Origin of the sequence: Amycolatopsis sp. NPDC051372 (assembly GCF_040682095.1) — a bacterium.
Classification (GTDB): Bacteria; Actinomycetota; Actinomycetes; order Mycobacteriales; family Pseudonocardiaceae; genus Amycolatopsis.
In genome coordinates this window covers 101,924-127,703 of the sequence record NZ_JBFBAF010000010.1, presented here as the reverse complement: position 1 = coordinate 127,703, position 25,780 = coordinate 101,924, and the positions used below count along the sequence as shown (strand labels likewise).

The following is a 25,780-nucleotide window of genomic DNA, read 5'->3' as shown; positions in this document are numbered from 1 at the left end:
CACCCCGTACCCAAGCCGGCGCCAACACACCGGAACCCCCCGAAACGCGAAAACCACCGGCCAGAGCCGAACCGAATCGGCCTGGTCGGTGGTTTCCGACAGGGAAAACCTAGATCAGTTCCCGGCGCTGACGCAGACGCTCGAGGGCCTCGGCGAGGATCGCTTCGCCGTCGGCGTCGCTGCGGCGCTCCTTGACGTACGCGAGGTGCGTCTTGTAGGGCTCGGTCCGGGGCGCGGCGGGCGGGTTCTGCTCGTCCTGTCCGCCGGGCAGACCGCAGCGCGGGCAGTCCCACTCGTCGGGGATTTCGGCCTCCATCGCGAACGACGGACGGGCCTCGTGGCCGTTTGCACACCAGTAGGAGATGCGGCGCCGCGGCGCCGACTCACCCCGCTCCGATTCGCCCGAAGGACCGGCACCCACCCGGGTGCCTCGAATCGCGTTACCGCCAACCATGAATCCTCACACCTAGGAATCGGCGGCGCGCCCCCCAATAGGCACGCCGATGCACACAGAGCCCCTGACTCGCCGGGCCCCGAGCGGGGAGTCCGGTCAGACCTTGAGCAGCAGGCCGAGGCCCACGATGCTGATCAGCCAGATGGCACCCAGCAGCAGGGTGATCCGGTCGAGGTTCTTCTCGGCCACGCTCGAGCCCGAGAGGCTGGACTGCATACCGCCGCCGAACAGCGACGACAGACCGCCACCCCGGCCGCGGTGGAGCAGCACGGCCACGACCAGCAGCACGCTGGAGACGATCAACAGGATTTGCAGGAACAGCTTCATGTCATCCTCTGTGCTCATCGGAGAATGCAGGGGTACGGCTCGAATATCACCGTACCCCTGGACTCGTCCACTGCTGTGTGACGGACCGGATACACAGGTTACCCGGTAGTGGCCTCGATCAGGGCAGGGGGCCACCCGCCGCGAGTGCGCAGAGTTTGGTGAACTCGTCACCGTCGAGGCTCGCGCCACCCACGAGAGCACCGTCGATGTTCTCGCAGCCCACCAGCTCGCCCACGTTGCCCGACTTCACCGAACCGCCGTAAAGCACCCGAACGGCCGAAGCGACCTCGTCGCCGTACTTCTCCGCCAGCACCGTGCGGATGGTCTTGCAGACCTCCTCGGCGTCGGCCGGCGTCGCCACCTTGCCGGTGCCGATGGCCCACACCGGCTCGTAGGCCACGACGACGTCCTTGACCTGCTCGGCCTTGAGCCCCTTGAGGCCCTCGATCAGCTGGGTCGTCGCGTGCGCGTGGTGCTCGCCGGCCTCGCGGACCTCGAGCTTCTCACCGACGCACAGGATCGGCGTGATCCCGTGCTTGACGGCCGCGCGCACCTTCTTGTTGACCAGCTCGTCGGTCTCGGCGTGGTACTCGCGCCGCTCCGAGTGGCCGATGGCGACGTAGGTGCAGCCCAGCTTCGCGAGCATCAGGCCCGACACGTCACCGGTGTAGGCACCGGAGTCGTGCGGGGACACGTCCTGCGCGCCGTAGGTGAGCGACAGCTTGTCGCCGTCGGTGAGGGTCTGAACGCTGCGGATGTCCGTGAACGGCGGCAGCACCGCCACGTCCACCTTCGCGTAGTACTTCGCCGGCAGCGCGAAGGCGATCTTCTGAACCAAGGCGATGGCCTCGAGGTGGTTCAGGTTCATCTTCCAGTTGCCGACGATCAACGGCTTGCGTGCCACTAGTGCTTCTCCTCCAACGCCGAAACGCCGGGCAGTTCCTTGCCCTCCAGGTACTCCAGGGAGGCGCCGCCCCCCGTGGAGATGTGGGAGAAGCCGTCCTCCGGCAGGCCCAGCTGCCGCACCGCGGCCGCCGAGTCACCGCCGCCGACCACGGTGAACGCGTCGCTCTTCACGAGCGCCTCGGCCACGACACGGGTACCGCCCGAGAACGCCTCGAACTCGAACACGCCCATCGGGCCGTTCCAGAACACGGTGGCCGCGTCGGCCAGTTTGCTCGCGAACAACTCGCGGCTCTCCGGGCCGATGTCGAGGCCCTGGCGGTCGGCCGGGATGGCCGTGGCGGCCACGACCTCGTGCTCGGCGTCGGCCGCGAACTCGGTGGCGGCCAGCACGTCGACCGGCAGCACGAGTTCCACGCCGCGCTTCTCCGCTTCGGCGAGGAAGCCCGACACCTGGTCCAGCTGGTCGGCCTGCAGCAGCGACTGGCCCACCTCGTGGCCCTGGGCCTTGAGGAAGGTGTAGGCCATGCCGCCGCCGATGAGCAGGCGGTCGACCTTGGTCAGCAGGTTGGCGATCACGCCGAGCTTGTCCGACACCTTCGCACCGCCGAGCACCACCACGTAGGGGCGCTTGACGTCGTCGGTGAGCTTCTTCAGCACGTCGAGCTCGGCCAGCACGAGGCCGCCCGCGTAGGCCGGCAGCACCGCGGCGATCTCGTAGACCGAGGCCTGCTTGCGGTGCACCACGCCGAACCCGTCGGACACGAACGCCCCGCCGGGGACGAGCGCGGCCAGCTCGGCGGCCAGCTCGGAGCGGTCCACGGCGTCCTTGCTGGTCTCGCGCGCGTCGAAGCGCACGTTCTCCAGCAGCGCGACGCCGCCGTCGGCGAGGCCGCCGACGAGCGCCTTGGCCGAGTCGCCCACGAGGTCACCGGCGAGCGGGACCACCGTGTCGAGCAGCTCGCCCAGCCGCTTCGCGACGGGCGCGAGCGTGTACTTCGGGTCGGGCTCGCCCTTGGGTCGGCCCAGGTGCGCCGTGACGACGACCTTGGCGCCCGCGCCGGCGAGCTTCTCGATCGTCGGCAGAGCCGCGCGGACGCGGCCGTCGTCGGTGATCCGGTCCGCGGCGAGCGGGACGTTCAGGTCGCTGCGTACGAGTACGTAGCGGCCCTGAACGCCCTCGCTCAGCAGGTTTTCGAGGTTCTTGACCGTCATCGGGTTCAGGAGAGCTTCGAACCGACGAGCTTGACCAGGTCGGCGAGGCGGTTGGAGTAGCCCCACTCGTTGTCGTACCAGCCGACGACCTTGACCTGGTTGCCGATGACCTTGGTCAGCGGCGCGTCGTAGATGCACGACGCCGGGTCGGTGACGATGTCGGCCGACACGATCGGGTCCTCGTTGTAGCGCAGGTAGCCCGACAGCGGGCCCTCGGCGGCGGCCTTGTACGCGGCGTTGACCTCTTCCAGCGTCGCCGGCTTGGTCAGCGTGACCGTGAGGTCGGTGGCCGAGCCGGTCGGCACCGGGACGCGCAGCGCGTAACCGTCGAGCTTGCCCTGCAGCTCCGGCAGCACCAGGCCGATGGCCTTCGCGGCACCGGTCGAGGTCGGCACGATGTTCAGCGCGGCGGCGCGGGCGCGGCGCAGGTCCTTGTGCGGCGCGTCCTGCAGGTTCTGGTCCTGCGTGTACGCGTGGATCGTGGTCATCAGGCCCTGCTCGATGCCGAACGCGTCCTGCAGGACCTTGGCCAGCGGGCCGAGGCAGTTGGTGGTGCAGGAGGCGTTGGAGATGATGACCTGCGAACCGTCGTACTTGTCGTCGTTGACGCCCAGCACGATCGTGAGGTCCTCACCCTTGGCGGGCGCGGAGATGATGACCTTCTTGGCGCCGCCGGCGATGTGGGCCTTCGCGGCGTCGGCGTTGGTGAAGAAGCCGGTCGACTCGACGACGACGTCCACGCCCAGCTCGCCCCACGGCAGGTTCGCCGGGTCGCGCTCCGCCAGGGCCTTGATGGTCTTGCCGTCGACGACGATGCCGTCGTCGCTCAGGCTGACCTCGCCCGGGAAACGGCCAAGGATGGAGTCGTACTTGAGCAGGTGGGCCATCGTCGCGACGTCGCCGAGGTCGTTGAACGCGACGACCTCGATGTCGTGACCGCTCGCCTTCACGGCGCGGAAGAAGTTGCGGCCGATCCGGCCGAAGCCGTTGACACCTACGCGAACGGTCACTGCTGCCACTCCTCTTATCGCTGTGTTTCCGAACCGGGGCCCACGCCCCGGAAGACTTCCGGGCTCGGCGCAACCCTAGCGTGCGGGCGCGGTCGACCCTGACTGCCCCGACGAGACTTCCACCACTGCGCCGAACCGTCAAGAATCGATTAAGAAGCCAGCTCACGAGCTTGCGACAGGAAATCCGGCGGTGTCACAGGAGGGGTGCGGACCACACGCTTGATCGGTCTTGGTGCCGCGGTTCACGCGGTGGCCTGACGGGGGGTGGAGTCCGGAAGGTCGGGATCGGGGGGCGGGCCCGGGCGCGTCGCGAGCAGGATGCGCGGGGTGGCGCGTCGGGCCGCGGCCGCGTCTCGCGGGTGTGCGGCCGGCTCGCCGAGGCGCGGGGTTGCCGTGGACCTCCTGCCCGGTGCGGGCGGCGAAGGCCGAAGCCGTGGAGATCGTGTCCGCCAGCGACACCACCGCGATGCCCACCGCGCCGGCCAACAGCGGCGCGAGATCGGCCAACCCCACGTGCGGGAACGTCAGCGGAGGAAACCCGGCCGGAAGAACGCCGACCACCTGCACGCCGTGCTCGGCCAGGTCGAGCAGCGGAACCGCGATGAGCGCGAGCACGACGACGACCAGGACCGCGGGGACTTTGCGCACCCATCGCTGCAGCACCAAGATCACCGCGAGCGCGCCGAGGCCCACCGCCGCGGCCGCGCCGACCACCTCGCCGCCCGCGATTTGCCGGGCCACCGCGCCGATTTCGGCGATGAGCCCCTCCGCGTCGACGCTGAACCCGCACAGCTTCGGCAGCTGGCCCACCACGATGGTCAGAGCCAGCCCGTTGAGATACCCGATCATCGTGGGCTTCGAGATGAGGTCGGCGATGAACCCGAGTTTCGCGACCGAGGCGACGATCATGATCACCGCCACCATGATCGCCAGCATCGACGCCAGTGCGACGGCCCGCGCCGGGTCGCCCTCCGCCGCCACGAGCGGCAGAATGGTCGCCGCGATCATCGGCCCGAGCGAGGAGTCGGGCCCCAGCACGAGGATCCGTGACGGCCCGAACACCGCGTAACCCAGCAGGCACAGGATCGACGTGTACAGACCGGTGATCGCGGGCAACCCGGCGAGCTCCGCGTACGCCATGCCTTGCGGCACCAGGAGCGTCGTGAGGACGACACCCGCCACCACGTCCTTGACCAGCCACTGGCGCCGGTAGGTCCGCACCACCCGCAGACCGGGGATCCATTGGACCATGGCGCCGATCCCTTCTGTCGACAGCCGGTGCCTGCGATGGTAATCAAGCCACCGGTACCGGTCCTCGCCTCAGAAGGAGGAGCCAGCGCGCGGATTCCGTCCACTGTGGAGATCGTCCGCCGACGACGGTCAGTCCGTGACGCCGGCCGCGTCCAGCAGGGTCCGCGCGGTGGCGAGGGCCAGGCCGCGCAGGTCGTCGGCGCCGACACCGGCGAGGCTGCCGGCCCCGTCGTAGAGGACGGCGAGCTGGCGGGTGAGGAAGTGGGGGTCGGTGGCGACGCCCCGCTCGGCTTCGGCGCGGAAGAAGCCCTCCAGGTGCTCCTTCTTGAGATGGGCGGCCGCGACGCTCGCGGGGTGGGCGGGGTCTTTCAGTTCGAGCTGCGTCACGAGGTAGGCGCAACCCCGGTAGTCGGGTGACGTCGCGAAGGCTTCCAGCTGCCCGAAGACGTACAGCAGTCGCGCGCGGGGGCTGGAGCTGAAACCGAGCGGGGGCAACAGGAAGGCCGCGTCGTCGTCGATGCGGCGTTGCAGCGCGGCTTCGAGCAGGGCGTCTTTGCTGTCGAACAGCTCGTACATCGATTTTTTGAGATTCCCGCCCGCCGGCACAGCGCGTTGGCACCGACGGCGACGCCGTCGCGGTAGAAGAGCTCGATCGCGGCACGCAGGAGCCGCTCGCGCTGGGACTCCCGGACGACCCGACCTTTGCGACGGGTGCGGCGGTTTCGGTGTTCGTCCTCGGTGAGCCGGCCGGGGCGTCGGGCTTCCTGCCGCTGGCGCTGATCCGGACGGCGGCCGTGCCCCTCGCCATCGCGCTGCACGTCGTGTCGCTCAGACGCCTGGCTGCCGCACCTCGCGACGCCGGGATGGTCGGCGCCGCAACCGCTTGACCGGCGCGCACGTCGGAGTCACACCGCGTGCCCGCAGTGGGGGCACGCGGTGTGAGCCCCCAGGCTGGGGGCCAGCACGTCGGCGGCCGACACGACGAGCAGGCCGTGCTCGGCGGCAAACGACGCCAGTTCCTCCGGTCCGGCCAGGTCGCCCGCCTCCCGTTGCGACACGATGCCGCTGAGCACCGCGGCTTCCCGCTTGCCCGCGAGCCGCACCAGGGCGAGGGCGGCCTCGCCGCGCCCGGCGCGGTGCTGGGTGTTTTCGCGGGCCGTCCGGATGGGCACGACATGGCGGGGCCGGGTGAAGTCGGCCGGCGTGGCCACGGGATCGGCCAGTAGCCGGATGGTGCGAGCCCGGTCGGCCGCGGAGATGCCGGTCGTCCCGCCGGCGCGGGCGTCGACCGTGACGGCGAAGGCTTCTCCTCCGCACGAGGGCACCCCCGGGTGCATCAGTGGGAGCCCGAGGCGGTCGCACTCCTCGTCCGGCAGGGCGACGCAGACGAACCCGTCGGTGTAGCGCACGGACACCGATACCAGGTGCGGCGTGGCGTCCTGAGCGGCGAACACGAGGTCGCCGTGCGTGCCCGCCACCACCACCGGCCGGCCGGCCGCGATCGCAGCCGCGGCCCGCTCGGCGCTCACCGTGTCGAACCGGCTGCCTGCTGAGGAAAGCTGCTGTGTCATCGTCGTCTTCCTTCGTGGGCTCCGGCGATGGAGAGTCGGCCCTCTCCGCCGCCGGACCCGGGTCGCTCAGCCGGCGGCGGGCTTCGAGGCGATGCGGTGGAAACCACCGCGGTCGAACAGCAGCGGCTCGGCGCCGTCCTGCGCGTCCGGCGAGCTCATCTCCAGCACCCGGCCGAGGACGAGGTGATGGTCACCCGCCTCGTGCTCGGCGTCGATGTCGCAGTCGAGCCACACGAGGCTCCCGGCGAGGACGGGGTTTCCGGTCGCGGTTTCGGTGTGCGCGACCCCGCTCCACCGGTCGACGCCCTTGCGGGCGAACGCGGAGGCGACCTCCCGGTGGCCGTGGCCCAGCACGGACACGGCGAACCGGCCGACGTCGCGGATCAGCGGATAGGTGCTCGAGGTCAGGGCGACGCCGATCAGGATCAGCGGCGGGTCAAGGGAAACGCTGTGGAACGACTGGCACGTGAACCCGAGACGCTGCCCGTCGTCCGCGGTCGCACCGACCACCACGACACCGGAGGCGTAACGCCCCACGGCGTCGCGATACGCGCGGGAATCACCGACGCTCGTCAACTGTCGCGTCACGGGATCCGCACCCCCTCGGCCAGGCGGGCGAGCTGCCCGATCGTGCGGGCGTAGCGCGCGGCCGCCTCGTCGGCGAGAGCGTCCAGCGCGTCCATCGACGAGGTCTCGAAGTACCACCCGGCTCCCGGAACCACGGCGCCGAGCTCGGTCAGCAGCGGCGCGAGGTGGCTGTCGACGCCCATCGAGGGGCGGGGCTCCCCCCGGTCATCACGGGGATCGCCGTCACCCCGGCCAGCGCGCCCGCCGCGTAGCGGTCCAGGAAGGCCTTGACCAACCCGGTGTAGGTGGCCTTGTAGGTCGGGCTCGCGATCACCACGAGATCACTGCCGGCAACGCGCTCGGTCAACACCGACATCACCTCCGAAGGCCACGCGAAGATTTCGGCGGAATGGTCCCCGGCCGGCGGTTCAGGAAAAACAAGTTTGACGTCCGCGGACGCGCCGCAGATGATGGGTGCACACCAGCGAACGAAGGGACAGGTCATGACGAACACGCGGAAGCGAGGGACGCAGCGCCGGAATCCGGCCGCCGCGATCGTCGCCGTGCACTCGTCGGGCCGGAAACCCTTCGGCTGCACTGTCAACGGCATTACCGACGGCTCCCCACCTCCGAGGTGACACGTCATCAGGTCGAGGGAGCCGCCCATCGGGAAACCGATCCGGGCGGCTTTCTCTGTTTCGCGCTGTCGATTTACCGGTGAGCTTCCGGAGAGAGCGCGGCGGTCTCCAAAACCGTTCGCCGAAGGTTCGACTCCTTCCACCGGTGCTTCACGCCGCCTTTCCGGTGGCGTGTTCCTTGACATTTTCACAGTGGATTTTTTCACGCCACGGACTCGCGGCGTCGCGCGGTCGTGGTGAACTCGGCGGACACGTCGGTCTTCCAAACCGAAGCAGAGGGTTCGATGCCCTCCGGCCGCTCGCAGCAGTAGTTCGCCTCTTCAGCTCACCAGGCAGAGCACCCGTCTCGTAAACGGAAGGACCGGGTTCGAGTCCCGGAAGAGGCTCGTGACGGCGGAGCGCGGCCTCCGCCCGCACCCGAGGTGGAGCACAGCGGTCTGTGCAGCGCCGGCGATGAAGCGCCGGACCAGGTTCGACCCCTGGCATCTCGACTCGAGCGACACCCGTTGCCGCGCAGAGGGATCAGCCTCGCGATCGCGCGGGTGTCCCTCGCTTTCCGGATCGCTGGCTCAACGGCAGAGCAGCCGACTCTTACTCGGCGGGTTCGGGGTTCGACTCCCCGGCGATCCACTTTCGCGCCGTCCCCGGCGCGAGGGCCGCTAGCTCAACCGCGCAGAGCAGCCGACTTTTACTCGGCGGGTTCAGGGTTCGACTCCCTGGCGGCCCACTCTTTCCCCTGAGGCGCAACAGGCTGCGCACCCGACCGTTACTCGGGAGGTACCAGGTTCGAGTCCTGGCGGGGGAGCTCGCCGCGCCCGGCGTCCCCTGTGGACCCGGGCACGACCGCCGGGAGACGCGCCGGAGCGCAGACGATCCTTGCAAGATCGCCGCAGTGGGTTCGACACCCACGTCTTCCACTCCGCACAATCCACCCGGCCCCGCGCGCGTGGCTCAGCGAAAGAGCACCCCGCCGACGCCGGGCAGCCCCGGGTTCGACCTCCGGCACGCACACACCGCCGCCACTGGCTCCCGATGGCAACGTCCCGTAGCGCAGCGGAAGAACGCCCCGCTCACACCGGGGAGGCCCCGGGTTCGACCCCCGCCGGGACGACCACGGCCGATGCCGGAGAACCCCCGCGTCGCGGCCCCGGCGCGGCCGGTACGAGTCCGGCCGCGAACCGGCCTTCCGGGAGTACGCTGCTGACCAGCGACCGTGTTCGTTCCGGCGCAAGCTGGGCCGGGACTCGGCTACGCGGTCTTCGGACGGAGGCGACCATGTCGTTGTTCCACACCGCATCCAAATGGGCCAACGCCACCGCGCGCAAGGCGAGGGGATCCCTTCCCCTCGCCGGCAAACGCCGAGGCGCACCCGACCTCGGCACGATGATCTTCCACGGCAGCTCAGTCACGGCGGTTCCGCGACGCCTGGGCACCGATTGTGCGCTACACCGGCCAGGGCCTCTCCGTGACCAACCTCAGCGACGTGCCCATGGTCATCGGAACCGTCGACGACGCCGGAACCTTCACGACCGGCGTGATGGTGCTGCCCCAGGAGTCCCTCGACGTCTCTCTCCTCACCGACCCGAACGCCGCGGCCTACGCCGTCCGGATCGCTCCCGGCGCCGCGTCGATCACCGGCGCGTCCCTGAAGTGGCACGAAGGGCCGAGCAACTCGTAAGCAGCAGTGACCACGGGTCGGGACCGACGCGCCGGAATCTCAGCACTGCTCACCCCACAGCGGCAAGGACGCGCTGCACGTCCTCCACACTGCCATGACCAACGCACGCGAAGGCGTCTTCCGCTCTACACCGGTGGTCGGACGGCGTTGCGCTACCACACCCAGCTTTGCCGCTTTGTCGACGTTTCGGCGGCGGCCGTCGTCGAACCTGCACCCCGTCCCGGCGTAACGTTCTACAAAACCTCGTCGACGCCGACCCGATCCGCGGCGCGTTCGTCTCCCCACTACTGCTGTGGTGCGACGGCACAGCCGAATCGGCGCCGCACGAAGTCGAAGCCTTCGGTCCGGTCAGCAGGCTCATGCCCCTACGAGGGAGCCGAGCCGGCGGTCGCGCTCGCCGCGCGCGGGACCGGCAGCCTCGCGGGCTCGATCGTCAGCGACGACCCCGTGTTCGCCCGCGAGGTCGTGCTGGGCGCCGCCCCCTGGCACGGCCGGCTGCTGGTGCTGAACAAGACGAACGCGGAAGAGTCCACCGGACACGGTTGTCCCTTACTCCACACCGTCCACGGCGGCCCGGGCCGCGCCGGCGGCGAAGAACTCTGCTGGCCACGTTCGACGCCTGAAATCCGGCCGCCGTCACCGAAACGTTGCGGCGCGGTCAGTCCTGTCGGAGTTCTCGTTCGAACCAGTGGTGGGCATAGGACTCGTCGTTGAACGCGTCGACTTCGACGAACCCCGCGGTTTCGTAGAGGCGCCGGGCTTCGACGAGCGCTTTGTTCGTCTCCAGCCGCAACGTGTGCATGCCCCGCGAGGATGCCTGCTGCGCCAGGGAATCGAGCAGTCGCCGGCCCAGACCCAGCCCCCGGACCGTCGGCGAGACCCACATGCGTTTGATCTCGGCGATCCCGGTGTCGGCGTGGAGTTTCAGGGCGCCGCAGCCCACCGGGGAGTTCGGCAGGGCCGCGACGAGCAGCAGGCCCGAGGGCAGCGTCATCTCGTCGTCGCCGGCCGAGATGCTCTTCGCGGGGTCGAAGCCCGCATCGAAGCGGTGGCCGAGCTCGTCGAAGTAGGACCGGAGGCAGTACCGGGCGTCGGGGCCGCGCGGGTCGGTGATCTCGATGCGGACGAGCGATGCCGTGACCAGCTTCTCGACGTCGGCCATCGCGCTCACCAGGCGTTCTCGCTGCGCGACGGTCAGCGGTTCCAGCATCGACCCGGCCAGCTCGTCCGACGCGTGGTCGAGCAGGTCGCGCTCGGCGAGGCCGGCGGCGGTGAGCTTCACGGTGCGCACCCGCCCGTCGTGGTCACCGGGATTCGTGGTCACCAGTCCCTGCGACTCCAGCAGCCGAAGCTGGCGGCTCACGTAACCGGAGTCCAGCCCCAGGCGCCCGCGCAAGACCCGGATTTCCGACCCGTCCGGCCCGATCTCCCACAACAGCCGCGAAAGCCCGAGCGAACGCTCGCGCGACAAGTACGCGTCCTCCAGCGCCCCCACCCGCTGCGTGACGACGCGGTTGAACCGCCGGACCGCTCCGACCTGCTCCTCCATTCTCTGACCATAGTCAGAGAATTCCGCGGGACGCAAGTTCTCACCGCCGGTGCAGGCCGGCGCCGAGGTACTCCAGCCCCGAGCCGACCAGCAGGGTCGCGGCCCTGGCCCGAAGCAAGGGGATCAGGGCCTCGGGTTACACCCGGCGGCCGCGACTCTGAATGTCCACATCGGACAACCACCCTCACCAGCACACAACCGAACAAAAGCAAGCCCTGGTCCCATCCCCTGAGAACCCTTGTGCCCGCCCGGACCAGCTCTTATGGTCCGTCAGACGTCTGACGTCTGAGGAGGCAGCGGATGGTGGCGAACCGTGTCGACGGCCCGGCCGACCGAACCGAGCGTGACGGACCGGTGGACTCCCAGGACGACCTCGACCGGCGGGCAGACCGGCGCCACCGGTGGGTGGTCCGCGGCGGGCAGTGGGGCGTCGGCGTGCTGATCATCGTGCTGTGGCAGCTGGCCGGTCAGGTGTTCGGGTCGTTCACGGTGAGCAGTCCGTGGCTGATCGTGCAGCGCATCGTCGAGCTGGTCACCGGGGGCACGCTGTGGCCGGACCTGGGGACCACGCTGGCGGAGACCTTTGCCGGGCTGGCGATCGGCATGGTCATCGGCGTGGCGCTGGGTGTGCTGATCGCGCCGTCGAAAACCGTCGGACGCTGGTTCTACCCGTACATCATGGCGCTCTACAGCCTGCCGCGCGTGGCGCTCGCGCCGCTGTTCATCGTGTGGTTCGGGATCGGCCTGGAGTCGAAGATCTTCATGGTCGTGACCATGGTCGTGTTCGTCGCCTTCTACAACACCTACCAGGGCATGCGCGGCATCGAGCCGGACCTGCTGGAGATGACGCGCAGCTTCCGCGCGCCGTGGAGCGCCCGGCTGCGCTGGGCCATCCTCCCCTCGATCGCGCCCTGGATCCTGACCAGCCTGCGGCTGTCGATCGCGCTGGCGCTGATCGGCGCGGTGATCGCCGAGCTCGTCGGCGCGAGCCAAGGCCTGGGCTACTACATGGGGTACGCCGCCAACGTGCTCGACACCACCGGAGTCTTCGCGGGTCTGGTGATCATCACCGTGATCGCCATGCTCGCCGAACAGCTCGTCGCGCTCGTCGAGCGACGGGTCCTGCGTCACCGCGCCACCCGCTGAGGTCCCCTCCGAGACAGATGAGGACACACCGATGACCACCCTCTCCCGCATCACGGCCACCGTGGCCGCGCTCGCACTGGCCGCGACCGCCACCGCGTGCGGCAGTTCGTCGGCCGGCAGCGGCGGCGACACCAAGACGATCCGGGTCGAGCTGTTCTGCAGCGGCCTGGCACCCATCGCCGCCGAGCTCGCGCAGAACAGCGGGATCGCGGCTCAGAAGGGCATCACCATCGAGCCGATGTGCGTCACCAGCGGCTCCACGGCCACCAACGCGCTCATCGGCGGCAGCGCCGACGTGTTCATGGGCGACATCGGGCACGTCGTGCTGGCGCAGAAGAAGGGCGTGAAGATGCGCGCCTACGCCGTGGCCAACGACCGCTTCTCCTACCTCATGGTCGCCCGCAACGACATCGCCTCGGTCAAGGACCTCGCCGGCAAGAAGGTGGCCGTGACCGCGCCGGGCACGCTGTCGGACACGGAAATGCAGAAGGCGGCGCTGGACGCCGGGCTGAACCCGAAGAAGGATCTGACCGTCGTCAGCGGCGGGGCCGGCGCGACGATGCAGGCCGAGCTCAACGGCGGCCAGGTCGTGGCCGGGATGACGAGCCAGCCCGACACGCTGCAGCTGCTGCGGACCGGAAAGTTCAAGGTCCTGTGGCAGGAGCCGGACTACCACTACGTCGACATCGTGGCGATGGCCGACCAGGACTGGGTTTCCGGGCACCAGGACCTCATGAAGACCTTCCTCGCCGCGATGGACGAGGCGTCCGCGCAGGCCAAGGCCAACCCGGACCAGGCGGCGACCTGGATGAAGAAGCAGGGCTACAAGATCAGCGACGCCGACCTCAAGACGATCGTCACCGAGGCCATCAAGAGTGTGCCCGACGGCCTCAAGGCCCAGGACGCGGTCGTGAAGTCCTCGACGGATCTGTTGGTGCGCACCGGGTTCCTCACCAACCCGGTCCCGTCCACTCAGGACATCTTCGACTACAGCCTGCTGCCCGCGAAGTAGCCGGGAGGACCACGATGACCGCGAAACCCGAGGCCCTGGCGCCCTCGGCCGGGCCCGCCAAGTCGACTCCGAAGCTCAGCCTGCGCGAGGTCGGGCTCAGCTACCGCACTTCGAAGGGCCGGTTCGTCGCGCTCGACGACGTGACCCTCGACCTCGCGCCCGGTGAGTTCGTGGCGCTGGTCGGGCCCAGCGGCTGCGGGAAGTCCACACTGCTCAAGCTGATCGCGGGCCTGCTGCCCACCACCACGGGCGAGATCCGGCTCGACGGCGCACCGGTGCCCGAAGGCGTGCCGGAAGGCGTGGGCCTGGTTTTCCAGTCCGACGCGCTGTTCCCCTGGCGCACCGTCGCGGACAACATCCGCTTCCCGTTGGCGTTGAAGGGAGTCTCCGCCGAAGAGCAACGCGCGGAGGTGCGCCGGCTGGTCGAGCTGGTCGGGCTCACGTCGTTCGAGCAGAGTTACCCCAACCAGCTCTCCGGCGGCATGCGTAAGCGCGTCGGCATCGCCCGCGCGCTGGCGTACGACCCGGACGTCTACCTGATGGACGAACCGTTCGGGCCGCTGGACGCGCAGATGCGGATCCGCCTCGGCGGCGAATTCCTCTCGATCTGGGAGAACCTCGGCAAGAGCGTGGTCTTCGTGACCCACGACGTCGAGGAGGCCGTGGCGATGGCCGACCGCGTGCTCGTGATGAGCCGCGGTCCCGGCACGATCAAGGAGGAGTTCCGCATCTCCCTGGACCGGCCGCGGCACTTCCAGGAAGTCCGGTTCGAACCCGAGTTCCAGCGCCTGCAGCGGGCGATCTGGCGAAGCCTGGCCGAGGAGTTCGACGAGTGATCATCGACTGCCACAACCACGTGCTGGCCACCGCACTGCCACCCGGTCACGACCGGTTCGTGCGCGAGATGCGCGCGCCCGGGCACCGGCGGGCGGGACGGCTGCCCGCCTACCGGCCGGCCACCGACGAGGACTGGGTCGGTCTGGAAGGCGACCTGGACCCGATCGACCCGGGCACGCTCGTCGACGACCATGTGAGCGCGGGCGTGGACCGCGCGACCGTGCTGGCCGTCGCGCCCTCGACCTACACCGCCTACGGTGAACGCGGGACCATCGACCTCGGCCGCGTGACCGATGTGGACGGTCCGCTGGAAGTGGCCAAGAGCAACGACTACATCGCCTCGCTCACCCGGCGCCACCCCGAGCTCATCGGCATGAGCGCCGTGAACCCGAAGTTCCGCGGCGTCGAGTGGGCCCGCGACGAGCTGACCCGCGCCGTCGGCGAGCTGGGCCTGCAAGGGCTGAAGCTCTACCCCATGTACGACCACTACGCCCCCGCCGACCGCGACCTCGCCTTCCCGATCTACGAACGCGCGGTCGAGCTCGGCATCGGCGTGATGGTCCACATGGGGACGTCCTCGGCCAAGGACACCGTGCTCGACTACGGCCGGCCCGGCGCGCTCGACGAGGTCGCCCGGCACTTCCCCGACCTGCCCTTGCTGGTGTGCCACGCCGGGTTCCCCTGGGTCGACGAGTGCCTCGCCATGGTGGCCCGCCACGACAACACCTACCTCGACATCAGCATGTTCGCCACGAAGTCCACGCAGCGCCAGCTCTACGAGTTCCTCCTGCGCGCGCGGCAGCTGGGCTGCCCGCTGTCGCGGATCTGCTGGGGCACCGACTACCCCGGCGGCGGCAAACCGGCCGTCCTGCTGCCGAAGCTCACCCTCGTCAACGACGTCGCCGACCCCGGCGCGCCGATCTCGCGCCTGGACGTGGCGAACATGGTGGGCGGGAACTGGGCGCGCTTCGCCGGGCTGACCGACTGGAGCGAGCAGGAGACGCTGGAGCAGCTTGAGGCGTGGGAACCTCGGTGGCGCGACTCGTGACAGCTCGTGATCACCCGTCTGCCTGGCCCAGGGTGGGTTCAGGACCCGGCGCGAGGTCATTACGCTCGGAGGGTGCCGATCGACTGTGCGTGTCGGCAGCGTTGCCGTACAACGGGCCGTGAGGCCGCCCCGGGGAGGACAACCGATGGTCATGCGTGAGCCGGAGCTGACACCCGTCTCGATCCAGACGGTCGCCGCGGACTCCTACCGGCAGGCCAAGGAGCGGATGCGTGAGGCCATCACGCGCTACGCCGCCGAGGGCCGCTACCGCCTGCCGTCGGAGGAAGAGCTCAGCACCGCGCTCGGGGTCAGCCGCGCGACGCTGCGCTCGGTGCTGCAGTCGCTGCAGAAGGAAGGCCGCATCCGTCGCCTGCACGGCAGCGGCACCTTCATCAACCGCCACACGATCGGCCTCGCCGCCAACCTCGCCGAGGCCAGCCCCTTCGTCGACCTGCTCACCGAGGCCGGCTACCAACCCGCCGTCCGCACGCTCGACCAGCACCTCATCGCCCTCGACGACGAGCTCGCCACTTCCCTGGAACTCCCCGCCGGCGAGCGCGCGCTGCGCATCGAACGCGTCTTCGACGCCGACGGCAAACCCGCGGTCCACAGCGTCGACCACGTCCCCGCCACCTTGCTCGGCGAACACCCCGAAGACAGCGACCCGCGCCGCTCCACCTTCGAGTTCGTCGAAACCGACACCGGCACGCCCGTCTGCTACTCGGTCGCCGAGATCCGCCCCGTGCTCCCGCCCGCCGCGATCGCCACGGCCCTCGGCCTCCCCCGCACCCGCCCCGTCCTTCGCCTGCGCCACACCCACATCCGGGCCGACGAGCTCCCGGTGGCGGTCACGGTGGTGCACGTCAACGACGACTACCTGCGGTTTTCGGTGATCAGGACGTATCTGGACCAGTGAGGCGGCCGCTTCCACGGCTGGGCGCTCCACGGCAAACGCATACGGCAACCGACTCCAATCACATATTGCCGGTGCAGAACTGCGCGATACGACCACCGCCGCCCTGCGTGGTGTTGCCCGGGTCGTAGTACTCGGCGTGGATATCTCCGTTGGCGGTGTTCCACCACATCCGAACGATCCCCGGTGCCGCTCGACGCCTTGGCATCCCAGCGAAAGACGCGCGGTCGGCGTTCACATCGCTTGCCGGAAACAGCTTCGGTGGAACACCAGCGGTGCGGCGTCCCCGGCGTGAGCCGCCGCAGCAGGACGAGGGTGTGGTCGCCGGCCTCGAGCGCGCGTTCGATGGTGGTGTCGAACCAGGCGACGCCGTCGTCGATGGTGAGGGCGCCGTGGGCGGTGGTGGTGAGGGGCGGCCCGTGAAGCGGCTGCCGGCGGGGCCGGCGAGCTGGCGCGCGACGGTGCCGTGGTGGCCGGCGAGGACGGTGACGCCCAGGTGGGGCGCGCGCCGCAGGGCGGGCCACGTCGAGACGCGGTGGCGACCGAGAAGGAGACCAGCGGAGGCTCGAGCGAGACCGAGGTGAAGGAGCTCGCCGCGAGTCCCACCGGGCGGCCGCCGACCGACGCGGCGATCGCCACCACGCCGGTCGGGAAGGCGCCGAACGCGGCGCGCAGCAGGGCGGGGTCGAGCGCGGGCTCACCAGGCACTGGACTCGACCGAGATCACGGGCACCAGTTCGTTGCCGAGGGTTTCGAGGAAGCTCACGACTTCGGCGGCCACGGAGCGGTGCTGCCGGTCGTTGAGCACGTCGTGGTGGGCGCCGCGGACGACGGACAGGCGGGCGCGCGGTGCGGATTTCACCGTGCGGGCCAGGGTTTCGCGGTCGGCGAGCGGGTCTTCGTCGCCGATGAGCACGAGTTGGGGCAGCGGAGGGGCCGACCGGTAGGCGGCGCGCAGCAGCGCTTCGGGCACGGGGGTGGCCAAGGCGCCGCGCTCGTCGATCGACTGGGCCGAGAGCACCCCGCGGTGGGCCGGGCAGCTCATGCGGACGTCGAGCTCGTCGTCCCAGCCACCGGTCACCCCCGCCGGGCCGGGCAGGCCGGCGAGGACGAGCGCATCGGGCCACCACGGTTCCGTGCCGGCGCCCGATCCGGCCAGCGCCGCCAGGGCCACGGCGCCGGAGTCCGCGCCGGCCAGCACCAGCGGGCGGTCGGCGAGGTCGGCCGTCGCCGCGGTGAGTTGGTCGGCGAAGCGGGCCAGGTTCAGGTCCGCAGCGTCGACGACCCGGACGCGGTAGGCGTCGGCGGCCAGCCGGGGACGAGCCCGTGGAACGGCCCATCGAGACCGGGCCGGGTGACTACGTCTTCGTGCCGCCGTTTGTGCCGCATCGGGAGGAGAACCCGGATCCCGAGAACGAAGCCGTCGTGGTGATCGCCCGGACAATCCAGGAGGCGATCGTCGTGAACCTGGATGAGCTCGACTGGTCACAGGTCCGCGTCGGAGAACCACACTGACCGCGTGAACGCCCCGGTGCCCGCCACTGTGTTGAGCGCGAGCGAGATCGCGGCGCCCAGTCGCTCGTTCTCGGCTCGTGCGTAGAGATACTCGGCGGTGCTGACCCGGAAGTCGCCGTGGCGGGTCGTCACCGGAAGCTTCGGCCAGGGCGGCCGACCACCTGCGGACGGTTGAGGGCGATCTTTGCGACGGCGATCCCGACCACCACGAAGATCCCGGCGAAGGCCGTGAACAACACTTGCCGCGGCAGGTGCGGCGCTCCGGACGTGAACGAATCGACGAGGCCGACCACGGAGGCGACCACCGCGAGGCCGCACCAGAGCGCGATCACCCGCACGGCCGGGCTCCACGGTCGGTGGCTTTGTCATTCATGAGCGGACTCTCCGTCAGGCGTGGGGTTCCATCGCCGCGTCGGCGTCGCGATCATTCCTGACGCCGTCGGGCAACGAGGCTCACGCCATGAAACCATCCACAAGGACCGGCAGCCGCCGATCCTCATCAGGAAAACGCAAAATCACCGCGCGAGGAGCCTGCCTCGGACCCCGGCGGCGGCCGCGATCCGAACCGCTCGGTCAAGCTTCCGCTCACCGCCGAGCCATGCCAGGCCGGTTTGACCAGCGCGGTTTCCGGGCATTGTCCTGGCACGATCGACCAAGGAGGCTCGATGGCCGGGAACACCCACTGGCACGTCATCCCGCGCACCGCCGCGCTCTGCTGGCTCACCATGGTCGCCGGGGTTTTGCTGCTCGGCTCCAGCATCCTCACGCTCGCCACGGACGACACGCGGGTCCCCGTGCTGGAGATCATCGTGTCGGTCGCGGGGGCGGCGCTGATCGTCTTCGCGGTGGCAGGCCTGGTGAAGCCGCAGCTCAGGCGCCGCTGACGGCGCCGACAACGGCCGATGTCGCGGGGCCCGGCGGGCCAGAGCCGGGTGACCCGGATATCGCACAGCACCAACGGGAACACCGTCGGTACGCCGAGGGCGCAGCACCTCGCGCCTGACCGACCCGAATCGGTTCGGTCTGGTTGCTCAGCTCCAACGTAAGATTGCAGAAGAGACAACCCGGGACCGTGCCGCAGCTGCGCGGGCCGGCCCACTGCTGTTCGACGACGGCGAGCGCGAGGGCCTCTTTGAATTCGAAGAAGTAGTAGAAGCTGCCTTTCACCACACCCGCGTCCTTGCACACGTCGGCAACGCTTCCGCGGGCGACGAATTCGCCGTCGGAGTATGCGCCTAGTTGGTGAGTGGTTTTAGCTCCTGGCAATGACGCCGCCGTCGGAGTATTCCTGAAGGTGGACAACCGGTCTGCTACTTGAGCGAATCTGCCGAGGTCAAGATGGACTACCAAGCGGTCATCACCCGAGTTCTCGACGCCTGGAAGGACGGCGTCGACTCGCACCGGCCCGGCCGGGTCGCGGCCTGCTTCACCGAAGACGCCCTGTTCCAGGGTGCGCACCCCGGCTATTCCCTCGGCCGGAAAGGTGTCGAGGAGTACTACGCGGAACAGCCCGTCGGATTGACGGTTCGTTACGAGATCAGGGAAATCCGGCCCCTCGTCCAGGACGTGCTTTCCGCCTATGTCGATCCGGTGTTCACCCGCCCGGACGGCACCGAGCTTCGATTTCACTTGACCGTGATTCTGCTCCAGCAGGCCGAAAACGACTGGTTGATCAGCCACTACCACGTGTCCGGGCTCTGTGGAATGACCGTCGCGACTTCCGTCTGACATCCAGCGACCCCGACGTCGAAAGACACCGGGGCCGCTGTGGTTTCTCGAAAATACGTCCGGTTCCGATGCATCGGATCAGTCCCTTGTGGATTTCCGTCCGAGGTGGACGGCGCTGCCCCGGGGCCGCGGACGGTGGGTGTCCGCGGACGCGGTGGCGGGGTCGGTCAGTGGCCGGCGCTCTGGCCGCCGTTGACGTTGAGGATCTCGCCGGTGACGAACGCGGCGTTTTCCAGGTACAGCACGCCTTCGACGATGTCGCCGACTTCGCCCATGCGGCCCAGCGGGTGCAGGCCGGCACGCTCGGCGTAGGTCTCGGGCGGGTTCAGCGCGGTCTTGTGAAATCCCGGGGCGACCGCGTTGACGCGGATCCCGCGCCCGGCGTACTCCACCGCCAGGGACTTCGTCGCCGCCTGCAGGCCGCCCTTGGTCAGCATCGACACCGGCGCCGGCACCACCGACACCGGGTGGTCCACGAAACTGGTCGTGATCTGCACGATGTGCCCGCTACCCTGCTCGAGCATGTGCGGCAGCACCTTGCTGGTGATATTGAACCAGCCGGCCAGGTTCACCGACACCAGCCACTGGAAATCCGAGGCGGTGAACTCGGTGAACGGCTTCGCCGCGAACACACCCGCGTTGTTGATCAGGGTGTCGATCCGCCCGAACCGCTCCATCGCCGCGGCCACCACCCGGTCCGACGTCTCAGGGTCGGTGATGTCACCCGCCACCGACACCACGCCGGCGTCACCGGACTCCTCGACCGAGCGCGCCGTGGCGACCACCGCGTAACCCAGCTTGCGGTACCCCGCCACGATCCCCGCGCCGAACCCCTGCGACGCGCCGGTGACCACGGCCACCTTCTGCGCGCTGATGCTGCTCATCATTTCCGTCCTCAGTTAGTAGACCGGTTGTCTACAACCAGGACTACGCCGCCCTCGCAGGCGCTGCCAGAAGATAAAACCACCCACCACCAAGGCGGAAACTCTTACCGCAGAAGGAGCGCAGCAGCCGGCCGGCGACCCGGATCCAGTCCGGGTGGCCGGCCCGTGTCGACGCCTCGTCAGCCCTGACTGGCCGCCGCCGTCACCTGCTCGGCGCTTTCGCCGTCGACCGTCTCCTTCGTGACCTTCGCGGCGTGCAGCAGGGCCTTGTCGACCTCGATGACCCAGCGCTCCTCGAAGAGCGCGACGATGCCCGAGCTGTCCGGTGGCAGCGTGTCCTCCACCTCGGCCTTGATCGCCTTCTTCTCCGAGTGCGACAGCAGCCCGCCGACGCCACCGCCGAGCCCGGCGCCGACCAGTGCGCCGGCGAGCAGGGTTGGCGGGAAGATCAGGCCGACGACCGCGCCGCCGACGGCGCCCCACGTGGCGCCCTTGCGGGTGGTGTGGAAGTCGTCGTCGACGTGGATCTTGCCGTCGGCGCGACGGCTGACGAGGATCAAGCCCTTGACCTTGATCACGTCCTCGTGGGCCAGCTGCTTGAGCGCGGCCCAGTCTCCACTGGCCGCGTCGGGGTCCGAGTAGGCGGCGATGTACAGGTCGACGGGCGCGTCCTTGTTCGAGGCCATGACCGGTCTCCTCCCGAGCGTCTCGGGCGCGAGCATGCCGTCACCCGGCGGCCCGGCACCTCACCCGCGCCGGGTGGTGTCACGAGGGCGCCGGCGAAACCGGTTTCGCCTCCCGTTCTTCGGCGGCGTAGGCCTCGGCTTCGGCGTTCGCGTTGTAGTCGGCGGTCTCGCGTTGCAGCCGCCGGCGCACCGCGGGCTGCTGCGCCAGCGCGATCGCGAAGACGGTCAGCAGCACCCACATCGCGACGCAGCTCAGCACGATCGCGATCGCCGGCAGCAGGACCGCGCCCAGCCGCTCCGTCAGCGCCCGCGCGGCGAGCACGCGCCAGACCAGCATGAAGTTGACGAGGTACCCGACCACGGACGCCACGCCGAGCGCGATCAGGAACTGCTTGAGCGTGCCCGTTTTGCGCCGTTTCAACAGGGGTTCGTCGCGGTTCGGCAGGGCGATCGAAAGTACGTTGCCCACGCCGAGCCACAGCAGGATGAAACACACCACCAGCGTGCACGCGCGCGCGAACGCCCCGAACTCCCCGGCGCGCCAGGCCAGCAGGGCGCTGAGTGCGAAGCCGATCGGCGCGACGATGCACGCCAGGGCCAGGTTCTTGATCACCAGCACGTGCCACAGGCGCGCCCCGGTGTCCAGCGCCGCCCGCACGCGCATGGCGTCGAAACTCATCGCGTTGACGCAGACGGCGCCGCCCATCACATATGAGATCGTCCACAACCCCAGGTACGGCAGCCATTTCTGGTCCTCGTCCCACCGGAACAGCCGCAGGTACCCCAGGTACAGCAGGCCCAGGCCGAACGCGACCCCCAGCGCCTTGACGGATTTGCGCGGCTTGCGCGTGAGCACGTACCTGATCTCTCCGGCGAGCCCGTGCGCGAGCGCCGGACCGTGGCGGCTCACGGCGTTGGTGCCGTGCAGCGGCACGTGCCCGTCGACGGTCACCGCGCCCGGCTCGTCCTCCCCCGCCCTGATGCGCGCCAGCCGCGCCTCCAGCACGGCCCGCGCCGCGTCGGTCAACGCCATCCGCGCGATCGCGACCGCGGCCACCCCGTCGCGCTCCGCCTGCGCCGCGTCCTCGTGTGTCACGGTCTGGTGCGCCACGCCCTCCGCGGGGTCTTCGGGCGGCTCGGCGTCGACGTGGTTCTGCCGCAGCCGCGCCCATTCCGGCGACAGCCGCGCGGGATCGACGTCGCGGCGCATCTCCCGCCGCTGCTCGGCCGAGGCCGCGTGCGCCTTGCCGATCATGCGGCGCACGTCGTCCTCGTCTTTCCACTTCGCGGCCATCGCGTTCTTCTCGGCCGCCGCCGCGCGCTGGACCAGCTCCACGAGATCGTCGACCGCTGCCATACCCCAATCGTAGGAGCGGCGAACAGCGCAGTACAGAGACGCTTTTCCAGCCTTACACTGGACCGATCGCGGAGTGGGACGATGAGCGCACAGGAACAGCAGGCACTGGATTCCCTCTACGAGATCGACAATGTCCTCACGATCGACATCGTGATGCCCCAAGCCGAGTGGGACGCCGTGCGCACCGAAGAGCCGGCGGGCGGGCGCTGCAACTTCGACTGGACCGGCGGCAGCCGCTTCACCTGGCGAAAGGCCACCTCGGTCGAACTATCCGGCACGAAGTTCCCTGCCCGGACGTCATTCCCCGACGTCGGTGTCAAGAAGAAGTCGTTCTGCGGTTCGTTCAGCAACGACAAACCGTGCCTGCACATCGACTTCGGGAAGTTCCGCGACGCCAACAAGCCCTTGATCACGACCTCATCGGGTCCAGGTACCTGACACTCAACAACTCCGTGCAGGATTCCGCTTTCGTGCGGCAGCCGCTCGACTACAAGCTGTTCGAGCTCGCCGGGCTGCCGCATTCCCGCTGCAATTTCGCACGCGTCCGCGTGAACGGCACCCTCGTCGGCCAGGGCACCGGCGCCCTCGGCCCCGGCGTCTTCGTGAACGCAGAACCGATCATGCCCCGCTATATCGAGCGTAATTTCGGGAACATGAAAGGGAATCTCTACGAGCTGGAACACAAGGACGACTTCACCGACGCGCGGTTCGACTTCATCGGCGTGGAGGACCTTTCGGAGTTCGACACCAAAGCCGACCTGCGCCTGGCCATCGACCACCTCGCCGCCCACGGGCTGAGCGGGCCGCCGAGGTGCTCGACCTCGACCAGTTCGTCAAGCTCTACGCGATGGAGTTCTTCCTCAAGCACTGGGACGGCTACACGGGCAACACGAACAACACCTACGCCTACAACGACGTCGAGGCCGTCGCCTCACCTGGTCTGGGCAACGTGAAGTTCAAGCTCATCCCGTGGGGCGTCGACCAGACCTTCCAGCCCACACGGCACTTCACGGTCCGCACCAGCGGACTGCTGGCCAAGCTCGTCCACAACGACGCCGGCCGCCGCGAACAGTTGATGGACCAGATCCGCACCTACCGCGACACGGCCTTCGGCCGCAAAACCCAGCAGGAAGTGCTGACCCCGCTCCTCGACCGCATGGGCGCCGTCCTGACGAGCCTGGGCGTGCCCGACATGCCGGCCCAGCTCATCACCGTCCGCAAGCAACTGCGCCTCGCCACCTCCGCCGCCTACCTCTGCGCGGGCCTGCCCGGCCCCGACGGCGCCTACGTCCGCGAAGACACGACCAACGAGTGCCTCCACGCGAGCACCGAACCCATCCCCGCCGCGCCCGGCGCGCCCCCGAACTTCGAGGTCATCCACCGCCCCCGCCCGGCCAACGTCGAAGACGCCGACCTGTGGTCCTTCGGCCCCCTCGGCGCCGGCACCTCGCCGGCCGCCAAAGCCACCGGCCGCCCCCTCCACGCGAGCGCCATGACCACACCCCTGGGCCACCAGCTGCTCTACACGTGCGCCGCCGACAACTCCGACCACGCCGACGAGTTCACCCTCACCCCGATCGACCCGGTCGCCAACCCGACCAGCTTCAGCGGCTTCTTCACCCTCACCAGCGTCCGCACCGGCCAGGGTGTGACCTTCGGCGCCGATCCGACGCCGAGCGGGAGTCAGAGGGTGTTTCAGGATCCGGCGCCGTCGAGGCTGTACTTCACCTGAGCGGGACTTCACGACTGACCAGGCTTCAGACATTTGGTGCGCGCGCGGTTCATCACCCGCCGACGGCATCGACACCGGCGTGCTGTTCTGCATCCCGACGGGACGGGTCTCCTCGACGTCGAGATGGCTTCCGGCCAGTGCCGTCCAGAATGGACCACCGTCGGACGCCGGGCCGGAGATCATCGCGGACGCCGCCGACTACGTCGACACCCGCGCGGTGTTCCGCCAGTTCTGCTGCCCGTCGTGCTGGACGGCCCTGTACTCGGGCGCGTTCCGGCGGACAACCCGCACACGCCGACGGCACTCGGCCCCTCGGCCTGGGCTTCTTGCTTGCCCGCCGGACTCGAACCAGGTGCCCTCCTGGTGTTCATGCCGGGTTCACGACCACGGCCGGACGAGGTCACCACCGGCCGCGAGAGTGGGCGGGCTTCGTTCCGGTAAGAAAGGACCCGCCCATGAGACTGCGCAGATCGTTGGTGGCGCTGACGCTGACCGCCGCTGCCACGACGGTGCTGCCGACGTCGGCGTTCGCGGACACAGCCCTCGACGTGACCGGCAGCGAACAGCTCGCTCCCGGCGTTCGCCTCGAGACCTTCACGACCGCTTCGGCGAGTGCCGCGACCATCCAGGGTGAGCTGCTGACCGTCGACCTGCGCAACCCGCACGTCTCCGTGGACCTGCTGCACCCGCAGTCGGTGGCGCAGGCCGCGACGGTGTCGCAGATGGCGAACGCGCAGGCAGCGGTGGCCGGCGTCAACGGCGACTTCTTCAACAACACCGAGGCCCAGCACCCCGGCGTCGCCTTCACCGACTCCTCCGACGGCCCCGAGATCGCCGATCGGCGCGTCCTCAAGGCCGCCGTCCCCAACGGGCAGCGGTTCGGGCCCGGGATGCCGCCCGGAGTCACGACCGAAGCCGTGCTCGGCGTCGGCGTCGACCAGGTGGCCCGGCTGGGCACGGCGCACCTGGAGGGCAGCGTCCGCATCAAGGCGGCCACCTACTCGCTCGGCGGGCTGAACCAGTACGCGATCCCCGTCGGCAGCATCGGCGCCTACACCAGCGCGTGGGGCGCGACCTCCCGCGCCCGCTCGGTCTGTGGCACCGACACCAACCGTGGCGCCGCGTGCAGCACGGACACCACCGAGGTGACACTCGATCACGACCGGGTCGTCTCGGTCGGCGACACCGCCGGCGCCGGCGCCATCGCGCGGGACGAGACCGTGCTGGTCGGTCGCGAAGCCGGCGCGGACGCGCTGCGGACGCTCAAGGTCGGCCAGCACGTCACCGTGCACTACGCCCTGTCGACCGGGCGCGGCATCCCGTTCCGCTTCGCGATCGGCGGGTTCCCGATCCTGCGCGACGGCACCGTGGTCCCCGGCCAGGACGCCAAGACCGCCGCGGTCCGCACCGGCGCCGGCTTCAGCGCCGACGGCCACACGCTGTTCCTCCTCGCGGTGCAGGCGAAACCCGGCACCAGCGGCGGCATGACCACACCCGAGGTCGCCCAGCTCCTGCAGCAAACCGGCGCCGCCAACGCCGTGAACCTCGACGGCGGCGGCTCGACCTCACTCGTGGCCCGCGACCCCGGCGCTCACACCGTCACGGTCCGCAACCACCCGACCGACGCCGCGGGCGAGCGCTCGGTCGCCAACGGGATCGGGGTCTTCGTCCGCTGAGACCCTCAGGGCGTGGTCTGTCCCGTCCTTGCCTCGTCGCCGTGGAAGCCGGCCTCCGCTTTCCACGGCGGCGAGCAGCCCAG

The 25,780-nt window shown here is 69.6% G+C and carries 31 protein-coding genes, 6 tRNA genes and 3 pseudogenes; 21 read left to right on the top strand and 19 right to left on the bottom strand.

The annotated features are described in order from the left end of the window. Positions 1–109: 109 nt before the first annotated feature. From AB0M56_RS17500 to AB0M56_RS17470, 7 genes are all read right to left on the bottom strand, one after another. Positions 110–454 (bottom strand): RNA polymerase-binding protein RbpA, encoded by a 345-nt coding sequence (locus AB0M56_RS17500; protein WP_220238699.1) that lies wholly within the window; start codon positions 452–454, stop codon positions 110–112. A gap of 96 nt (positions 455–550) precedes the next feature. Continuing rightward, positions 551–781, bottom strand: coding sequence for a preprotein translocase subunit SecG (gene secG, locus AB0M56_RS17495; RefSeq protein WP_220238698.1), 231 nt, complete (start codon positions 779–781; stop codon positions 551–553). 118 nt (positions 782–899) lie between these two features. Continuing rightward, on the bottom strand, positions 900–1,685 hold the full coding sequence (gene tpiA / locus AB0M56_RS17490; protein WP_364176779.1) for a triose-phosphate isomerase: 786 nt from the start codon (positions 1,683–1,685) through the stop codon (positions 900–902). Further along, positions 1,685–2,899, bottom strand: coding sequence for a phosphoglycerate kinase (locus AB0M56_RS17485; RefSeq protein WP_364176776.1), 1,215 nt, complete (start codon positions 2,897–2,899; stop codon positions 1,685–1,687). Before AB0M56_RS17485 ends, tpiA begins: the two co-directional genes overlap by 1 nt. Before the next feature lie 5 nt (positions 2,900–2,904). After that, positions 2,905–3,909, bottom strand: a complete 1,005-nt coding sequence (gap, locus tag AB0M56_RS17480; RefSeq protein WP_364176773.1) for a type I glyceraldehyde-3-phosphate dehydrogenase — start codon at positions 3,907–3,909, stop codon at positions 2,905–2,907. A gap of 162 nt (positions 3,910–4,071) precedes the next feature. Next, complete coding sequence (locus AB0M56_RS17475; RefSeq protein ID WP_364176770.1) at positions 4,072–5,160, bottom strand: SulP family inorganic anion transporter; 1,089 nt, start codon at positions 5,158–5,160, stop codon at positions 4,072–4,074. 129 nt (positions 5,161–5,289) lie between these two features. Next, positions 5,290–5,736 (bottom strand): TetR/AcrR family transcriptional regulator, encoded by a 447-nt coding sequence (locus AB0M56_RS17470; RefSeq protein WP_364176768.1) that lies wholly within the window; start codon positions 5,734–5,736, stop codon positions 5,290–5,292. 149 nt (positions 5,737–5,885) lie between these two features. Here AB0M56_RS17470 and AB0M56_RS17465 point away from each other — a divergent pair, with 149 nt between their 5' ends. Next, positions 5,886–6,047, top strand: coding sequence for a hypothetical protein (locus AB0M56_RS17465; RefSeq protein WP_364176766.1), 162 nt, complete (start codon positions 5,886–5,888; stop codon positions 6,045–6,047). 18 nt (positions 6,048–6,065) lie between these two features. On the opposite strand, the gene AB0M56_RS17460 is transcribed toward AB0M56_RS17465, so the two are convergent. The 4 genes from AB0M56_RS17460 to AB0M56_RS17445 all read right to left on the bottom strand — a co-directional run bounded on the left by AB0M56_RS17460 (position 6,066) and on the right by AB0M56_RS17445 (position 7,896). Beyond that, positions 6,066–6,731 carry a 3,4-dihydroxy-2-butanone-4-phosphate synthase gene (locus AB0M56_RS17460; RefSeq protein ID WP_364176763.1) on the bottom strand — a complete coding sequence of 222 codons (666 nt, stop codon included), beginning with the start codon at positions 6,729–6,731 and terminating at the stop codon, positions 6,066–6,068. A 66-nt stretch (positions 6,732–6,797) separates the two neighbouring features. Continuing rightward, a complete protein-coding gene (locus AB0M56_RS17455) occupies positions 6,798–7,319 on the bottom strand; it encodes a flavin reductase family protein (RefSeq protein WP_364176760.1) in 522 nt (173 codons plus the stop codon). Further along, positions 7,316–7,501 (bottom strand): hypothetical protein, encoded by a 186-nt coding sequence (locus tag AB0M56_RS17450; RefSeq protein WP_364176758.1) that lies wholly within the window; start codon positions 7,499–7,501, stop codon positions 7,316–7,318. Before AB0M56_RS17450 ends, AB0M56_RS17455 begins: the two co-directional genes overlap by 4 nt. After that, positions 7,468–7,896: an NAD(P)H-dependent oxidoreductase gene (locus tag AB0M56_RS17445; RefSeq protein WP_364177068.1), complete on the bottom strand. Its 429-nt coding sequence runs from the start codon at positions 7,894–7,896 to the stop codon at positions 7,468–7,470. The genes AB0M56_RS17450 and AB0M56_RS17445 overlap by 34 nt, the downstream gene beginning before the upstream one ends. A 115-nt stretch (positions 7,897–8,011) precedes the next feature. On the opposite strand from AB0M56_RS17445, the gene AB0M56_RS17440 reads away from it, so the two are divergent. The 8 genes and pseudogenes from AB0M56_RS17440 to AB0M56_RS17405 all read left to right on the top strand — a co-directional run. Continuing rightward, a tRNA-Trp gene (locus AB0M56_RS17440) sits at positions 8,012–8,084 on the top strand. 79 nt (positions 8,085–8,163) lie between these two features. Next, positions 8,164–8,236: transfer RNA gene (locus AB0M56_RS17435), tRNA-Gly, on the top strand. A gap of 14 nt (positions 8,237–8,250) precedes the next feature. Then, positions 8,251–8,322: transfer RNA gene (locus tag AB0M56_RS17430), tRNA-Thr, on the top strand. 172 nt (positions 8,323–8,494) lie between these two features. Further along, positions 8,495–8,566: transfer RNA gene (locus tag AB0M56_RS17425), tRNA-Lys, on the top strand. A gap of 23 nt (positions 8,567–8,589) precedes the next feature. After that, a tRNA-Lys gene (locus tag AB0M56_RS17420) sits at positions 8,590–8,663 on the top strand. A 5-nt stretch (positions 8,664–8,668) separates the two neighbouring features. Beyond that, positions 8,669–8,741 (top strand) — tRNA-Asn (locus AB0M56_RS17415). 660 nt (positions 8,742–9,401) lie between these two features. After that, a complete protein-coding gene (locus tag AB0M56_RS17410; protein WP_364176756.1) occupies positions 9,402–9,614 on the top strand; it encodes a hypothetical protein in 213 nt (70 codons plus the stop codon). Positions 9,615–9,856: 242 nt separating this feature from the next. After that, positions 9,857–10,214, top strand: a pseudogene (locus AB0M56_RS17405) (phenylacetic acid degradation bifunctional protein PaaZ); the annotation flags it as partial. Positions 10,215–10,272: 58 nt separating this feature from the next. On the opposite strand, the gene AB0M56_RS17400 reads toward AB0M56_RS17405, so the two are convergent. Further along, a complete protein-coding gene (locus AB0M56_RS17400; RefSeq protein ID WP_364176753.1) occupies positions 10,273–11,163 on the bottom strand; it encodes a MarR family winged helix-turn-helix transcriptional regulator in 891 nt (296 codons plus the stop codon). A gap of 300 nt (positions 11,164–11,463) precedes the next feature. On the opposite strand from AB0M56_RS17400, the gene AB0M56_RS17395 reads away from it, so the two are divergent. The 5 genes from AB0M56_RS17395 (at position 11,464) to AB0M56_RS17375 (ending at position 16,122) form a co-directional block, all read left to right on the top strand. Further along, positions 11,464–12,309 carry an ABC transporter permease gene (locus tag AB0M56_RS17395; protein WP_364176751.1) on the top strand — a complete coding sequence of 282 codons (846 nt, stop codon included), beginning with the start codon at positions 11,464–11,466 and terminating at the stop codon, positions 12,307–12,309. 31 nt (positions 12,310–12,340) lie between these two features. Then, positions 12,341–13,321: an ABC transporter substrate-binding protein gene (locus AB0M56_RS17390; RefSeq protein WP_364176748.1), complete on the top strand. Its 981-nt coding sequence runs from the start codon at positions 12,341–12,343 to the stop codon at positions 13,319–13,321. A 14-nt stretch (positions 13,322–13,335) separates the two neighbouring features. Then, the gene (locus AB0M56_RS17385) at positions 13,336–14,157 is read left to right on the top strand and encodes an ABC transporter ATP-binding protein (RefSeq protein WP_364176745.1); all 822 of its coding nucleotides are present in this window, start codon (positions 13,336–13,338) and stop codon (positions 14,155–14,157) included. Continuing rightward, entirely contained in the window at positions 14,154–15,206 is a 1,053-nt protein-coding gene (locus AB0M56_RS17380) for an amidohydrolase family protein (RefSeq protein ID WP_364176743.1), read from the top strand. The genes AB0M56_RS17385 and AB0M56_RS17380 overlap by 4 nt, the downstream gene beginning before the upstream one ends. Positions 15,207–15,351: 145 nt before the next feature. Continuing rightward, positions 15,352–16,122 carry a GntR family transcriptional regulator gene (locus AB0M56_RS17375; RefSeq protein ID WP_364176740.1) on the top strand — a complete coding sequence of 257 codons (771 nt, stop codon included), beginning with the start codon at positions 15,352–15,354 and terminating at the stop codon, positions 16,120–16,122. A 231-nt stretch (positions 16,123–16,353) separates the two neighbouring features. Here AB0M56_RS17375 and AB0M56_RS17370 read toward each other — a convergent pair whose 3' ends face one another. Together AB0M56_RS17370 and AB0M56_RS17365 are read right to left on the bottom strand one after the other, a co-directional pair. After that, positions 16,354–16,725 (bottom strand): flavin reductase family protein, encoded by a 372-nt coding sequence (locus AB0M56_RS17370; RefSeq protein WP_364177066.1) that lies wholly within the window; start codon positions 16,723–16,725, stop codon positions 16,354–16,356. Between the two features lie 91 nt (positions 16,726–16,816). Beyond that, on the bottom strand, positions 16,817–17,320 hold the full coding sequence (locus AB0M56_RS17365) for a hypothetical protein (protein WP_364176738.1): 504 nt from the start codon (positions 17,318–17,320) through the stop codon (positions 16,817–16,819). A 137-nt stretch (positions 17,321–17,457) separates the two neighbouring features. Between AB0M56_RS17365 and AB0M56_RS17360 the strand changes: the two are divergent. Continuing rightward, positions 17,458–17,634: pseudogene (locus AB0M56_RS17360) on the top strand (cupin); the annotation flags it as partial. Here AB0M56_RS17360 and AB0M56_RS17355 read toward each other — a convergent pair. Further along, positions 17,605–17,766, bottom strand: coding sequence for a hypothetical protein (locus AB0M56_RS17355; protein ID WP_364176735.1), 162 nt, complete (start codon positions 17,764–17,766; stop codon positions 17,605–17,607). The pseudogene AB0M56_RS17360 and the gene AB0M56_RS17355 overlap by 30 nt on opposite strands. Further along, complete coding sequence (locus tag AB0M56_RS17350) at positions 17,763–17,972, bottom strand: hypothetical protein (RefSeq protein ID WP_364176733.1); 210 nt, start codon at positions 17,970–17,972, stop codon at positions 17,763–17,765. The genes AB0M56_RS17355 and AB0M56_RS17350 overlap by 4 nt, the downstream gene beginning before the upstream one ends. A 327-nt stretch (positions 17,973–18,299) precedes the next feature. Between AB0M56_RS17350 and AB0M56_RS17345 the strand changes: the two genes are divergently transcribed. Then, positions 18,300–18,518, top strand: coding sequence for a hypothetical protein (locus AB0M56_RS17345; RefSeq protein ID WP_364176731.1), 219 nt, complete (start codon positions 18,300–18,302; stop codon positions 18,516–18,518). 430 nt (positions 18,519–18,948) lie between these two features. After that, entirely contained in the window at positions 18,949–19,362 is a 414-nt protein-coding gene (locus AB0M56_RS17340) for an SgcJ/EcaC family oxidoreductase (protein WP_364176728.1), read from the top strand. A 167-nt stretch (positions 19,363–19,529) separates the two neighbouring features. Here the strand turns inward: AB0M56_RS17340 and AB0M56_RS17335 are convergent, their stop codons facing one another. The 3 genes from AB0M56_RS17335 to AB0M56_RS17325 form a co-directional block, all read right to left on the bottom strand. Beyond that, positions 19,530–20,246, bottom strand: coding sequence for an SDR family NAD(P)-dependent oxidoreductase (locus AB0M56_RS17335; protein ID WP_364176725.1), 717 nt, complete (start codon positions 20,244–20,246; stop codon positions 19,530–19,532). A 179-nt stretch (positions 20,247–20,425) separates the two neighbouring features. Further along, positions 20,426–20,932, bottom strand: a complete 507-nt coding sequence (locus tag AB0M56_RS17330; RefSeq protein ID WP_364176722.1) for a DUF1269 domain-containing protein — start codon at positions 20,930–20,932, stop codon at positions 20,426–20,428. A 79-nt stretch (positions 20,933–21,011) separates the two neighbouring features. Next, positions 21,012–22,289: a hypothetical protein gene (locus tag AB0M56_RS17325; protein WP_364176719.1), complete on the bottom strand. Its 1,278-nt coding sequence runs from the start codon at positions 22,287–22,289 to the stop codon at positions 21,012–21,014. 81 nt (positions 22,290–22,370) lie between these two features. Here AB0M56_RS17325 and AB0M56_RS17320 point away from each other — a divergent pair, with 81 nt between their 5' ends. The 4 genes and pseudogenes from AB0M56_RS17320 (at position 22,371) to AB0M56_RS17305 (ending at position 25,697) form a co-directional block, all read left to right on the top strand. Beyond that, entirely contained in the window at positions 22,371–22,727 is a 357-nt protein-coding gene (locus AB0M56_RS17320) for a hypothetical protein (protein WP_364176717.1), read from the top strand. After that, positions 22,649–22,936: pseudogene (locus AB0M56_RS17315) on the top strand (CotH kinase family protein); the annotation flags it as partial. The gene AB0M56_RS17320 and the pseudogene AB0M56_RS17315, both read left to right, overlap by 79 nt. A gap of 164 nt (positions 22,937–23,100) precedes the next feature. Then, positions 23,101–24,021, top strand: a complete 921-nt coding sequence (locus tag AB0M56_RS17310; RefSeq protein WP_364176714.1) for a CotH kinase family protein — start codon at positions 23,101–23,103, stop codon at positions 24,019–24,021. A gap of 455 nt (positions 24,022–24,476) precedes the next feature. After that, positions 24,477–25,697 (top strand): phosphodiester glycosidase family protein, encoded by a 1,221-nt coding sequence (locus AB0M56_RS17305; RefSeq protein ID WP_364176711.1) that lies wholly within the window; start codon positions 24,477–24,479, stop codon positions 25,695–25,697. Positions 25,698–25,780: the final 83 nt, after the last annotated feature.